This is a genomic window from Candidatus Sodalis sp. SoCistrobi (genome assembly GCF_900143145.1).
Taxonomy (GTDB): Bacteria; Pseudomonadota; Gammaproteobacteria; order Enterobacterales; family Enterobacteriaceae; genus SoCistrobi.
This window is the reverse complement of record NZ_FRDB01000071.1, coordinates 1-12703: the sequence shown is the minus strand read 5'-3', so window position 1 is coordinate 12703 and position 12703 is coordinate 1. Positions and strand designations below refer to the sequence as shown.

The window sequence follows — 12703 nt, the reverse complement described above, 5'->3', positions numbered from 1 at the left end:
TGTGCCAGGCACGCCGCTTCCTTTACCCGGCCCGTTGCGTACAGCGCATCATAACCACCATACGCATCCGCCTGCAGCACACCCCGGTATTCCGCCAGGTGCCGCTGCGGGTGGGCACCCTTGCGGTCCGCCGAGTAGGCGAACCACACTGCCGCCGGCATTGACGACCCCGTGTTGCGGTCATCCCGCACGTAGACCCACAACCGACCGGTCCGTGTCTTGCCGCTGCCCGGCGCCTGAACCGGCACCGGCGTATCGTCGGCATGGACCTTGCCTGCCTCAAGCACATAGCGATTTAGGGCCATCGCCAGCGGACTCAGTTTGTTGGCCAGGTCTAACACCCAGCGCACCAGTGTATTACGGCTCAGCACCAGCCCGTGACGGGCGTAGATTTCGCACTGGCGGTACAGCGGGATGTGCTCGACATACTTGCTCACCAGAATACGTGACAGCAGACCGGGGCTCGCGTAGCTCCGGTCGATAGGCTTTGCGGGCAACGGCGCCTGCACGATGGAATCGCACTTCCTGCAGGCCAGCTTCGGCCGTATTGTTTCGATAACTTTAAAGGCGTTGTTGATGATGTCCAGCTGCTCGGTGACGGTTTCGCCCAGCACCGCCAGCTCCCCCCCGCAGACCGGGCAGACGGTTTCCCTCGGCTCTATGCGTACCGTTTCGCGCGGCAACTCCACCGGCAGCGGCTTGCGCGATGAAGGGCGCTGGGGGCTTGTCGGCTTCTCTGTCGGTTTTTCCGGAACAACATCGACGTCAGACTCCACCGTTACCGCCGCGGCAGCTTCCAGGCAGCCTTTGGCGTTATTCAGCCGGTCTTCTATCTCGCCCAGCCGTTTTTCTGCTTCGCGGATTTTTTTCTCCAGCTTATTGCGCAACTTCTCCGAACTCTGGCCGAACAGCATCCGTTTAAGCTTGTCGAGCTGAGCCTTCAGGCGTTCGATTTCCCGCTCATAGCCGGCAACCAGCCCCGCATAGGTACGGAGCTGGACCTGTTGCCGCTTCAGCATCATCTGATGCTGAGCTAACATGCCCTTCAGCAAGTCGATATCGTCGGGGAGTTCGGTTTTCATCCTCCGACATTACAACAAGTTATACGCGCAGGCCAAGCTGGTGTGCGCGCTGAGGATGTTTCCAGTTGAGGCCTTCGAGCAACATCGCCAGCTGCGCCGGCGTCAGGTGGATTTTACCGTCGCCGATAGCGGGCCAGACGAAACGTCCTCGCTCCAGGCGTTTGACGAACAGGCACAGGCCATCCTCGTCGGCCCACAGCAGCTTTATCATATCGCCGCGACGCCCTCGGAAGATGAACAGGTGCCCGCTGAACGGATCGTCATTGAGCACACTCTGTACGCGCGACGCCAGGCCGTTGAAGCCGTTGCGCATGTCGGGACGCCGGCGACCAGCCAGATGCGGGAGCCTGCCGGAAGAGATATCATCGGCGCCTCTTCTTCAGTTCGCGAACAAGCGTCGCCAGCATGCTCGGGGTGAGGTTGCCGGATAGCTTCAGGTGTGCGCTCGACCACCACTGGGACAATATTGCCCTCGATGATGACTGGGGTGCCAGCGCCTTCATCGACAGGAGCGTCGACGAGGTGCCGATAACGGCGGCGCCATTTGAACAGCAGATTATCGTTGATGCCGTTGTTACGCGCCAGCAGCGCGACGCTGACGCCGGGTTGCAGGGACTTTTCGACCATCGCCAGCTTGAACTCCATGGAGTAGTTGGCTCGCGGTTTTTTGGGCTCTGTCATAGATAGTGTCCACTTAAAATAGGTGGACACCATCCTTAATCATCCCTGTCGAAATCGAAAGACGTCCTATATGGGGCGCTTACCTAACACCAATACTACTGGCACTACAACCGGCACCGACGCCGGGGGTCTGAATAAAGCCGAGCAGCATAAAAATACCATGTGTAAGGACGGTCGCTGCCCGGACGTGAATAAGAAAGTTGAAACCGGTACCACCGGCACCGGATCGCCGGAAGGCACCAAAACCGATGGCACCACGCAATAATCGTTGACGGTAAATCACCACGCAATGATCGTTGACGGTAGATCACCACGCAGTGATCGTTGACGGTAATTCATCTAAAACCGTTGCCCGGCAATGCCAGGGCAGACAAAAATCAGGCTCAGGCCTGATTTTTTTTGTCCCGACCGCCCCGCTCCCTGCGCAAGCAGCTAAACCCTATGGCGTGCCTCCCGGGCTTTGCACCTAACGCGGCCCGGCAAACCACACTGTCCCGCCTGGACTATTATGCGCCTTAGCGTCAGACAAGCGGGAAGGTGTTAGCGCACCGTATCAGCGCAACGATGTTGCCCGCGGCGGCCCGGGAACGCCGTGTTCCGCGCGGGCAGCCCCTTTTGCACCGATAGGTCCAGGCAGCCCGGGGGCCGCTGGCGGCAAGCGCGCAGGGGGCAAGCGGCGCAGCCACCGCCGAGAGATAAAGGGCAATAGCGTTAGGTAAACTGATAGAGCAGTACGGCCAATAACCGATATACTCGATTGGCTACCCGGGCCGCGCACCAGACACAGACAACGCGGCCAGCGGCCGTTTCGCGACAGACAGACAGGAATCCCTATGTCGGCAGATCCTATGCATTCACACGCCCCGGCAACGCGGGCGCACCACGGCAGCCACCGCGGGCATGATCACCCCTCGTCGCCAGAGGTGAACAAGGGCGCCCATCAACGCCTGCTGGCGGCGTTTATCGTCACGGCGCTGTTTATGCTTATCGAAGCCATCGGCGGCTGGCTATCCGGCTCGCTGGCGTTACTGGCGGATGCCGGGCATATGCTTACCGATACCGCCGCGCTGCTGATGGCTTTGTTGGCGGTACGGTTCGCCGCGCGACGGCCGAACAGCCGCCACACTTTCGGCTATCTGCGCCTGACCACGCTGGCGGCGTTTCTCAATGCTCTGGCGCTGCTGTTTATCACGGTGATGATTGTCTGGGAAACCGCGCACCGCTTTCTTGCCCCTCAGCCCATCGCCGGTTGGACCATGATGTCCATTGCCGTGGCCGGGCTGGTGGCGAATATTGTCTCGTTCTGGCTACTGCACGGCGGCAGCGGCGAAAAAAATATCAATCTGCGCGCCGCGGCGCTGCATGTGCTGGGGGATTTACTCGGCTCGGTGGGCGCCATTATCGCCGCGCTGGTGATCCTCTACACCGGCTGGCTACCGATTGACCCGCTGCTGTCGATTCTGGTTTCCTGCCTGGTACTGCGCAGCGGCTGGCGGCTGCTGCGCGAAAGTCTGCATGAGTTACTCGAAGGCACTGCATTGCAGTTTGATATAGAGAAACTCAAGCGCGAGATGACGCGCAATATTCCTGAAGTGCGCAATATCCATCATGTCCACCTCTGGCAGGTCGGCGAGCGGCCACTGATGACGTTGCATGTGCAGGTGATCCCGCCGCGTGACCACGACGGTCTGTTGCATCGCATTCAGGACTATTTGCTAGAGCATTACCAGATAGGACACGCCACCATCCAAATGGAATACCAGCATTGTGAGGAAGATCATTGCGCCATTCATCAAGGCGCGGTGAACCTGCACGCCCATCATCATCATTAACACCGCCGCCCTTCAACCGTTGACGCCCCGGGCGGCTGCGGGTAGCCCGTGTGCCATAAACCCGCCGCTCGTACGCGCAGCCGGCGCGTCCGGTTGCCTAGCGCGTTTAGCAACCCAGCGCGTCCGACGACCCGGCGCTTACGGTATCCCAGCGCCTTCGACGACCCAGCGCGTTTAACTATCCAGCGCGTACGGTGGCCTAGCGCCTTCAGCGGCGGCCCTAAACGGAGACAAAGTGGCTCGCCAGGGCGCCGTTGACGAAACGATGAATCATCAGGGCCGGAGGATCGGCTGCGGGGGGTACCGTCGCCTGTCCCACCCACAGCGGGTTGGCGGGACAGATGGATCCGCAGAGAAAGGCGGGAATACCCGCCAGCGTGCCTGCCGCGGGCCGGTGTGCATGGCCCATCGCCAGCGCTAGCGGACGACGGGGATGATGGCGCAATAGCGTGCCCAACGCCTGTGCGCCATCGCACATCGTTCGATCCAACGGCGCAATGCCGATTGGGAAGACCGGGTGGTGCAAAAAGACTATCGACGCCGCGGGGCCGGCAGCGGACAGCGCGTCTTTAAGCCACGGCAGATGCGCCTCCACCTGACCCGCAGCGCTCCCCGGCACGGTAGTGTCAAGACCGATAACACGCAATCCGTGGATATCCACACTAAAATGCAGCGCTCCCCGCCCGCCATCGGTCCAGTAAGGCGCAGGTATTGCCGCTCGCATGGCGGCCCTATTATCGGCATTACCCGGCAGAACATAGGCGGGATAAGGCCGCCTCGCCAGCCGGGCCGCTATCGCCGGATAGCCCTCAATCTCGTCGTTATCAATCAAATCACCGGAGAGGACGAGCGCGTCTGGCGCCAGGGTATCCAGCCAGGCCAGGGCACGGTCCAACCGGGACAGGTTATCATTAGCGGCTGCCGCATGGATGTCCGAGATTTGCGCGATAATCACGTCTTGCTCCCATTGTCGCCACCTGCGGCAGCGTTGGCGCCACGCCTTGGCCTCAGCGGCGCTTGAGGTCGGCTGCGAAAGACAGCATGCGATCTAGCGGCACCAGCGCCCGCTGACGCACCGTTTCATCAACTTGTATCTCATGCTCCACCCCACCCCGTTCCAGCCCGGCAGCGATAGCCTTGAGGCCGTTCATCGCCATCCACGGGCAATGGGCGCAGCTGCGGCAGGTGGCGCCCTCCCCGGCGGTCGGTGCTTCCAACAGGGTTTTTTCCGGGCACGCCTGTTGCATCTTGTAAAAGATACCTCGATCGGTGGCGACAATCATCTGCTGCTGCTTGAGCGTTTTGGCCGCCTGAATCAGCTGGCTGGTGGAACCTACCGCATCGGCCAGAGCGACTACCGCCTGCGGCGACTCGGGATGCACCAGCACGGCGGCGTCAGGGTAGAGTTTTTTCATGCGGCGCAGCGCTTGGGTCTTGAATTCATCATGCACAATACAGGCACTCTGCCAGCACAGCATATCCGCACCGGTCTGTTTTTGCACATAGCGGCCAAGGTGACGATCCGGCGCCCAGATGATTTTCTCTCCCAGACTGTCGAGATGATCGATAAGCTCCACCGCGATACTGGAGGTCACCACCCAATCGGCGCGCGCCTTGACCGCTGCGGAGGTATTGGCGTAAACCACCACCGTCCGGTCGGGGTGAGCGTCGCAAAATGCGCTGAACTCTGCCTCCGGGCAGCCCAAATCAAGCGAGCATTCCGCGTGCAGCGTCGGCATCAGTACGGTTTTTTCCGGGCTGAGAATTTTGGCGGTTTCGCCCATGAAACGCACGCCGGCCACCAGCAGCGTGGTAGCCGGATGGCTGCTGCCAAAACGCGCCATCTCCAGCGAATCCGCCACACAACCACCGGTGGCTTCCGCCAGCGCCTGTATCTCAGGATCGGTATAATAATGGGCCACAATGACCGCGTTGCGCGCCTTAAGCAGACGGGCAATGTTGGCGCGCAGATCGGCCTTCTCCCCCTCCGTTAGCGTCGCAGGTTTAGGCGGGAAGGGGTAAATGGCGGCAAAATCGTCTACTAGTTCACTCATCACTGCTCTCGGGCAATGCGCTATTGCCGCAGCGGACTGTGAAGGCACAGTCGCCGGCCAGCGAAGGCTAGGTTTGGTATGCTAAACAAAATACGGAATTAATCGCGCGTTGTCGCGCCTAATTTGTGCGTTTTGGCGAAAAAATGTTTAGTGGGTAACACAGAATGCGAATAAATCGATTATTCGCGGCGCCCCGACGCGAGCGACGGCCTTTAATGGACAGGGTAGCCCACCCGTGAGGAAAATTTGCCGGTCACAATTACTACGCCCCAGCCGCAAAAGAGGAGTGAAACGTCAACGTCTGGCGATGTCATAAAGCGGATCCGTTTGGAGCCGTTGGCGTCAGGCAGTAATGATCAGATAGCCGATATCTGGGAGCCGATAGCCGTAAAAGCGGGAACGGGTAAACAAGTCAAGCGGCGGAAGATGGTGAGTCGTGCAGGGATCGAATCTGCTACCAATTGATTGAAAGTCGACTGCTCTACCAAGTGAGCTAACGACCCGCCGGAAAATGCGTGTGCCTGAGCACAAGGGCAACAGGAAGTTCTGGGAGTTCTGGGGGGTTAATCCCTGGCAACGCGCGGCGCGTCTGAAGAAGAAAGCGTGGTGGGTCGTGCAGGATTCGAACCTGCGACCAATTGATTAAAAGTCAACTGCTCTACCAAGTGAGCTAACGACCCGCCGGAAAATGCGTGTGCCTAAGCACAAGGGCAACAGGGGGTTCATCCCTGGCAACGCGCGGCGCGCCTGAAGAAGAAATCGTGGTGGGTCGTGCAGGATTCGAACCTGCGACCAATTGATTAAAAGTCAACTGCTCTACCAACTGAGCTAACGACCCCGATACCCGTTTTACACCCGCAGCCAGAGGAAATCAGCTTTCCCCGGGCAACGGCGGCACATATTACTTATTAAAAATTTTGACGCAACCTTTAATTAGTACAAACGGGCCCAACTGCCTGATCTTCGAGCATTCTGACCCGTTTGGGGCCGCCCTGCTCCGTTCAGAGGCGGCGATATTACAGCCCCGCCAGCCGTTTTTGCGCCTGTTTGGCCGCCTCGGCGCTGGGGTACAGTTTGCCCACCTGCTGATAAACCGCCCGGGCTTTATCTTTCTGGCCTTTTTCCTGCATGATGACGCCCACCTTGAGCAGGGCGTCGGGTGCTTTGGGTGATTTCGGATAGTTTTTCACCACCAGGGCGAAATAATAGGCCGCATCGTCTTTTTTACCCTGATTATAATTAAGCTGCCCTAGCCAATAATTGGCGTTGGGCTGATAGGTAGAATCAGGGTAACGCTTCACAAAGCTTTGAAATGCGCTAATCGCCTGGTTGTACTGTTTTTTCTCCAGCACCAGCGCCACCGCTTCGTTATAGTCGGTGTTAGCGTTTGAGCCGCTGGCCGTGGCGTTGGCGGCGGGCGCAGCGCTCTGAGCGCCGCCGGCGGAGGCGGATGCCTGAGGTTGACCGTCGGCAGCCGCCGCCGGCGTCTGGCTGGAAAGGCTATCCATCTGCTGATAAATCTGTTTTTGTCGCTCAACGACCTGCGACAGTTGGTATTGGTTTTCCTGGATCTGGCCGCGCAGCGAGTCGACATCGCGCTGATTATCGGCGAGCTGTTGCTGAAGCTGGGTTAGCAGCTGGCTGTGCGCATTGGAAATACGCTCAAGTTGAGTGACTCGGTCTTCCACCGAGCCGGAGCCGGCATTACTGATTGGCGCTTGGGCGGTAGCGGCCCAGGGGGCCGCTACGCCAACCAATAACGACAGACTCACCAGATAAGGTCTGAAGTTATTGCTCATGCCAGTCTCTTAGTAGACCAGTACGGCACGACGGTTTTTGGCGTAAGCCGATTCGTCGTGGCCCAGTACGGCCGGTTTCTCTTTACCGTAAGATACGATAGCGATCTGATCGGCGGAAACGCCTTTACCCTGAAGGTACATCTTCACGGCATTGGCGCGGCGTTCGCCCAGGGCGATGTTGTATTCCGGCGTACCGCGTTCGTCCGCATGGCCTTCAACGGTTACTTTGTAAGACGGGTTGCTGCGCAGGAAATTGGCGTGTGCGTCAAGCATCTGAGCGAAATCAGAGCGGATATCGTACTTGTCCAAATCGAAGTAAACGATATTGTTGCGCTGAAGCTCTTGCATCTGCAGACGAGCCTGCTCGTCGGAAGAGCCGTTGTTGCCGTTCATGTCCATGCCAGTGCCAGCACCGGCGCCCATGGCAGATTCGTCGCCATTATTGGCGCTTTTGTGAGAACTACATGCGGCAATCGCCATCACCGGCACCGCCAACATCAGCCCTTTCAGCCCTTTCAGCCCTTTGTTCAGTTGCATCTCATATTCCTTTTATAGTTTGCCATACATATTTACACATGCATCACAGATACGGCGACCAGGCAGGATTTTTGACCTGTCCATCGGTAGCCGGAAGACGCGCTTTGAAACGCCCATCAGTCGAGACCAGCTGTAACACGGAACCCAGCCCTTGCGTAGCGCTGTAGATAACCATTGTGCCATTGGGAGCGACGCTAGGCGTCTCATCCAGGAACGTGTCCGTCAACACTTGGACGGCGTTCGTTGCCAGATCCAGTTTAGCGATATGCTGCGCGCCGTTGTTGGTGCTGACCATAACCAGGAACTTGCCGTCCGGGCTAACGTCCGCATTCTGGTTCTGGGAACCCTCCCAGGACAGGCGCTGCGGCGTACCGCCGTTAATATTGGTTTTATACACTTGGGGACGACCGCCCTGGTCGGAGGTATACGCCAGCGTCTGACTGTCCGGGAACCAGCTCGGTTCCGTATTATTGCTGCGACCTTCGGTCACCTGACGCACCTGACCCGAGCCTAAGTCCATCACGTACAAATTCATATTGCCGGTCTTCGACAGCACGAAGGCCAGTTTGCTGCCGTCTGGCGAAAATGCCGGCGCGCCGTTGTGCTGCGGGAAACTTGCAACCTGGCGAATAGCGCCGCTGTCCAGCGTCTGAATGACCAGCGCCGAGCGGCCGCTCTCAAAGGTGACATAAGCAAGCTTGCTGCCGTCCGGGGACCAGGCCGGCGACATCAGCGGCTGCGGCGAACGGTGTACCGGCGTCTGGTTAAAGCCGTCATAATCCGCAACGCGCAGTTCATACGGGTACTGGCCGCCGTTGGTCTGCACGACGTAGGCAATACGGGTACGGAAGGCGCCCTTGATGCCGGTGAGCTTTTCAAAGGTTTCATCGCTGGCGGTGTGGGCGGCATAGCGCAGCCATTTGCGCGCCACCTTTAACTGATTTTGCGCCAGGATAGCGCCCGGGTTGCCGGAGGTGTCCACCAATTGATAAGACACCACATAGCTACCATCGGCGCTCGGCTGCACCTGCCCCACCACCACGGCGTCGATGCCAAGCGCCGTCCAGGCGGCCGGCGTCACTTCCGAAGCAGTAGTTGGCTGCTGCGGCAGACGAGAGGTGTCGAGCGGGTTGAATTTACCGCTGTTACGCAGGTCGGCGGCGACTATGCCGCCAACATCTTCGGGCGCGGCACCCGGCCCCGCCCATTTAAACGGCACCACCCCGATAGGCCGGGCCGTATCCACCCCTTGGGTGATTTCAATACGCACTTCCGCATGCAGCACGGAAGCCCATAAAAGGAAAAAACCTAACGCTACTCGAAATGCCTGCTTCATTTCATCTCCCAAACCGACGCCAGGGCGCCGGTCGCAATTGCAGAATTGTAAACTTGTCGGGTTAAACAACACTACATCTTCCCGTTAGACAACATAGTATAAATCTTAAACCCAAACAGGACTATTTGATAACCATTGCATTTTGCTAAATGGCTTTACTAAGGTTTAAAGTCAAGCGTCGCGTTTTTTACTGCCTCATACACTTTCGGGCTGGGCGGGCGGGGGATCGCCGCCAGCTTCGCTGCGGAGACCGCCGCCTGACACAGCGCCGGATCGCCACCGTCAGAACTGACCGAAATCAGCATGCCATCTGGCGCCAGTTTGATGCGCAAAATGCAGGTCTTACCGCTGTAGTTGGACGCATCGTAAAACTTATTGCTGATAGCCTGGCGCACCTGAGCCAGATAGCCATTGATTTCCGTTCCGGTTGCGCCGCTCTGCTTACTGTTGCCTGTCCCGGCGGGCGCGCCGCCGGATTTGGGCGCGTTTTTAGCGTCGGTCAGCCCGCCCAGCAAATCGTCCACCTCGCTGGATTGCTTGGCGGCGGCGGCGGCTTTTTGCTTGGCCTCGGCGGCGGCCTGTTCCGCCTTCGCCTTGGCGTCGGCCTGCTTCTGCGCTTCAGCGGCAGCGGCTTTTTTCGCTTCCGCCTCCGCCTGTTTCTTGGCGTCAGCGGCGGCCTGCTTCGCCTCCGCCTGTTTCTTCGCGTCAGCTGCAGCCTGCTTCGCCTCCGCTTCCGCCTGTTGTTTCGCCGCGGCCGCGGCTTTCGCCTGCGCCGCCGCTTCCGCTTTGGCCTGTGCCGCGGCGGCCTCAGCCTGTTTTTGCTGCGCTTGGGCCTGTTTTTGCTGCTCGGCCTGCTGGCGCTGTTGCGCTTCGGCCGCTTCCTGCGCCTCTAACCGCTGTTTCTCCAGCGCTTTCAGGCGCTGCTGCTCCGCCGCTTGCTTTTGCTGAAGCTCTTCTGCCTGCTGCTGGGCCTGCTTATCGCGCTGCTGCTGCGCCCGCTGCGCATCGGTTTGCTGCTGCTGCTGACGGTTATATTGCTGCACCACGGCGCCGGGGTCGACCATCACGGCATCAATGGACGACCCGCCGCCGCCCGCACTCGTCTCTTGCGGCTGATGAATCGAGATCCAGATCAATACGGCGATCAGAACGCAATGCAGCGCAATCGACAGAATAATGGCACGTTTAAGCTTGTCGTTCTGTTCGGTAGCCTTCAACACAATCGATTCCCAAAATGGGGTTGACCGGAAATAGTACGCATCACGAGCCGACCGTCAGATAGGCTGTGTCATCAGACCGACCGACTTCACGCCGGCCTGATGCAATAAGTTCAGCGCCTTGATTATCTCATCATAAGGCACGTCCTTGGCGCCGCCTATCAGAAACACCGTCTTGGGATTGGCGGTGATGCGGGCGCGCGCTTCGGCAACCACCTGTTCGGAGGGCAACTGCTCCTGACGCTGATGATCGGCCACCAGACTGTACTGGCCGATGCCGGAAACCTCGACGATCACCGGTGGATTATCATCGCTGCCGACGGTTTTGGAGTCGGTGGCGTCGGGCAAATCCACCTCGACACTCTGGGTAATAATCGGCGCCGTCGCCATAAAGATTAACACCAGCACCAGCAACACATCGAGCAAGGGGACGATGTTAATCTCGGACTTGATTTCTCTGCGCGAGCGTCTTCTGGCCATGATCACCCCTCCTGCTTACTTGGCGCTATCGGTGGCGAAAGCCTGACGGTGCAGGATGGCGATGAACTCTTCGGTAAAGTTGTCGTAGTTCTGCTCAAGCTTGTTGACCCGCAGGCTCAGGCGGTTGAAGGCCATGACCGCAGGAATGGCGGCAAACAGACCGATAGCGGTGGCGATAAGCGCTTCGGCTATGCCCGGCGCGACCATCTGCAGCGTAGCCTGTTTCACGGCGCCCAGTCCGATAAACGCGTGCATGATACCCCACACGGTACCGAACAGGCCGATGTACGGGCTGATAGAGCCTACGGTGCCAAGAAACGGGATATGGGTTTCCAGCGCTTCCAGTTCGCGGTTCATTGAAATACGCATGGCGCGCGAGGCACCCTCCACCACCGCTTCAGGAGCGTGGCTATTGGCGCGGTGCAGGCGTGCGAACTCTTTAAAGCCGGCGTAAAAAATCTGCTCCGAGCCGCTCAGGTTGTCGCGGCGCGTCAGGCTTTCCTGATACAGGCGCGATAATTCAATACCGGACCAGAATTTATCCTCAAAGGCTTCCGCTTCACGCGCGGCGGAGCTCAGGATACGGGAACGCTGGATAATGATCGCCCAGGACGCAATGGAAAAGCCTATCAAAATCAGCATGATCAGTTTGACCAGAAAGCCCGCTTTCAGGAACAGATCAAAGATATTCATGTCAGTCACTGCTTGAACTCCGCGACAAAAGACGTAGGAAGCGCAATCGGCTTCAATTGCTGTAGATCGACACATGCGATCACGACATCCGCCTGGCTGAGCAACTGTCCGTCAGCATTCAGGATGCGTTGTGCAAAGGTCAGAGAGGCGCGCTTGAGGGAGACGATTTCGCTTTCCACTTGCAATAAATCATCCAGGCGCGCAGGCGCAAAATACTCCACCGCCATGCGCCGCACCACGAACGCCACGTTCGCCTGCATGAGCGCGTGCTGATGGAAATGATGCTGACGAAGCATTTCGGTGCGCGCGCGTTCATAGAAGGCGACATAGCGGGCATGGTAAACCACGCCACCGGCGTCGGTATCTTCGTAATAGACGCGAACCGGCCATTGGAAAAACGAAATACTCACTCCACCGTCCAACAACGCAAAAACAACGGTGCTTACTATACGCAAGACCTAACACGTTGGGAATGGCTAAGCCGGGGGGAAAGAAAATATTTTAGGTCCCTTACATTGTGGGATTAAAGGACCGTAAAGTTATTAAGAGAATCTGTAAATCAAGGCGGCGATCATCACCAACATCGCCGGCAACGGCAAAAAAACCAGACGCCAACGTAGACGATGGGGACGAAAGCCGGTGCCGTGAACCACGCCGGCACACACCGCCCAAACGATGATAATCCCCTGCCACCATGACAGCGGACTGGTCTGGGCGGCGAAGCGGGACGGCGACCAGAATACGCAGGCCGCAAGCGTCAGCGCCATGATGAGGGAAAGCGCCCTCAGGGGGCGCTTGTCCGTCAAACCGTACCAAAACGAGATAGCCTGCCCTGTCACTTCAGGGCATCCTCGCCGCGGGTATCTGAATCACCCCGGATAAATTAGAGTCTATACTTTAAAAGTGGAGGTCTCTATGACAACGACCAAACGTTACTCTCCGGAAGTCCGTGAACGGGCAGTTAATCTAGTGCTGGAAACTCAGCATGAGCA

12 protein-coding genes, 3 tRNA genes and 3 pseudogenes are annotated in these 12703 nt (G+C 58.4%); 2 read left to right on the top strand and 16 right to left on the bottom strand.

Annotated features, from left to right (window positions below; translation table 11 throughout):
* The 3 genes and pseudogenes from CINSTRO3249_RS06830 to CINSTRO3249_RS17580 form a co-directional block, all read right to left on the bottom strand.
* Positions 1-1082 (bottom strand): IS66 family transposase (locus CINSTRO3249_RS06830; RefSeq protein ID WP_074012712.1); only part of this gene is annotated, 1082 nt, incomplete at its 3' end.
* 19 nt (positions 1083-1101) lie between these two features.
* A pseudogene (gene tnpB / locus CINSTRO3249_RS06825) lies at positions 1102-1448 on the bottom strand (IS66 family insertion sequence element accessory protein TnpB).
* 213 nt (positions 1449-1661) lie between these two features.
* Positions 1662-1709: pseudogene (locus CINSTRO3249_RS17580) on the bottom strand (hypothetical protein); the annotation flags it as partial.
* Positions 1710-1848: 139 nt separating this feature from the next.
* On the opposite strand from CINSTRO3249_RS17580, the pseudogene CINSTRO3249_RS06815 reads away from it, so the two are divergent.
* Together CINSTRO3249_RS06815 and zitB are read left to right on the top strand one after the other, a co-directional pair.
* A pseudogene (locus CINSTRO3249_RS06815) lies at positions 1849-2028 on the top strand (protein YbgS); the annotation flags it as partial.
* A gap of 583 nt (positions 2029-2611) precedes the next feature.
* Complete coding sequence (gene zitB / locus CINSTRO3249_RS06810) at positions 2612-3595, top strand: CDF family zinc transporter ZitB (protein ID WP_074012714.1); 984 nt, start codon at positions 2612-2614, stop codon at positions 3593-3595.
* Positions 3596-3815: 220 nt separating this feature from the next.
* Here the strand turns inward: zitB and CINSTRO3249_RS06805 are convergent, their stop codons facing one another.
* The 13 genes from CINSTRO3249_RS06805 to ybgE form a co-directional block, all read right to left on the bottom strand.
* Positions 3816-4550, bottom strand: coding sequence for a metallophosphoesterase (locus tag CINSTRO3249_RS06805; protein ID WP_074012708.1), 735 nt, complete (start codon positions 4548-4550; stop codon positions 3816-3818).
* Positions 4551-4602: 52 nt separating this feature from the next.
* Positions 4603-5649, bottom strand: a complete 1047-nt coding sequence (gene nadA / locus CINSTRO3249_RS06800; protein WP_074012707.1) for a quinolinate synthase NadA — start codon at positions 5647-5649, stop codon at positions 4603-4605.
* A gap of 427 nt (positions 5650-6076) precedes the next feature.
* Positions 6077-6152, bottom strand: a tRNA-Glu gene (locus CINSTRO3249_RS06795).
* Positions 6153-6253: 101 nt separating this feature from the next.
* A tRNA-Lys gene (locus tag CINSTRO3249_RS06790) sits at positions 6254-6329 on the bottom strand.
* Between the two features lie 82 nt (positions 6330-6411).
* Positions 6412-6487 (bottom strand) — tRNA-Lys (locus tag CINSTRO3249_RS06785).
* A gap of 178 nt (positions 6488-6665) precedes the next feature.
* On the bottom strand, positions 6666-7448 hold the full coding sequence (gene cpoB / locus CINSTRO3249_RS06780; RefSeq protein ID WP_074012706.1) for a cell division protein CpoB: 783 nt from the start codon (positions 7446-7448) through the stop codon (positions 6666-6668).
* 9 nt (positions 7449-7457) lie between these two features.
* The gene (gene pal / locus CINSTRO3249_RS06775; protein WP_074012705.1) at positions 7458-7985 is read right to left on the bottom strand and encodes a peptidoglycan-associated lipoprotein Pal; all 528 of its coding nucleotides are present in this window, start codon (positions 7983-7985) and stop codon (positions 7458-7460) included.
* A 43-nt stretch (positions 7986-8028) separates the two neighbouring features.
* Positions 8029-9321, bottom strand: coding sequence for a Tol-Pal system beta propeller repeat protein TolB (gene tolB / locus CINSTRO3249_RS06770; RefSeq protein ID WP_074012704.1), 1293 nt, complete (start codon positions 9319-9321; stop codon positions 8029-8031).
* Between the two features lie 158 nt (positions 9322-9479).
* On the bottom strand, positions 9480-10541 hold the full coding sequence (tolA, locus tag CINSTRO3249_RS06765; RefSeq protein WP_074012703.1) for a cell envelope integrity protein TolA: 1062 nt from the start codon (positions 10539-10541) through the stop codon (positions 9480-9482).
* A 54-nt stretch (positions 10542-10595) separates the two neighbouring features.
* Positions 10596-11024 (bottom strand): colicin uptake protein TolR, encoded by a 429-nt coding sequence (tolR, locus tag CINSTRO3249_RS06760; RefSeq protein WP_174249745.1) that lies wholly within the window; start codon positions 11022-11024, stop codon positions 10596-10598.
* A 9-nt stretch (positions 11025-11033) separates the two neighbouring features.
* Positions 11034-11720 carry a Tol-Pal system protein TolQ gene (tolQ, locus tag CINSTRO3249_RS06755; RefSeq protein ID WP_074012701.1) on the bottom strand — a complete coding sequence of 229 codons (687 nt, stop codon included), beginning with the start codon at positions 11718-11720 and terminating at the stop codon, positions 11034-11036.
* Positions 11717-12121, bottom strand: a complete 405-nt coding sequence (gene ybgC / locus CINSTRO3249_RS06750) for a tol-pal system-associated acyl-CoA thioesterase (protein ID WP_074012700.1) — start codon at positions 12119-12121, stop codon at positions 11717-11719. Before ybgC ends, tolQ begins: the two co-directional genes overlap by 4 nt.
* Positions 12122-12253: 132 nt before the next feature.
* On the bottom strand, positions 12254-12550 hold the full coding sequence (ybgE, locus tag CINSTRO3249_RS06745; protein ID WP_084790140.1) for a cyd operon protein YbgE: 297 nt from the start codon (positions 12548-12550) through the stop codon (positions 12254-12256).
* Between the last annotated feature and the right edge of the window lie 153 nt (positions 12551-12703).

Excerpts from the sequence above, each read along its gene's own strand:
- tolB (WP_074012704.1), bottom strand. The coding sequence starts at position 9,321 with ATGAAGCAGGCATTTCGAGTAGCGTTAGGTTTTTTCCTTTTATGGGCT.
- zitB (WP_074012714.1), top strand. The coding sequence starts at position 2,612 with ATGCATTCACACGCCCCGGCAACGCGGGCGCACCACGGCAGCCACCGC.
- nadA (WP_074012707.1), bottom strand. The coding sequence starts at position 5,649 with ATGAGTGAACTAGTAGACGATTTTGCCGCCATTTACCCCTTCCCGCCT.
- pal (WP_074012705.1), bottom strand. The coding sequence starts at position 7,985 with ATGCAACTGAACAAAGGGCTGAAAGGGCTGAAAGGGCTGATGTTGGCG.
- cpoB (WP_074012706.1), bottom strand. The coding sequence starts at position 7,448 with ATGAGCAATAACTTCAGACCTTATCTGGTGAGTCTGTCGTTATTGGTT.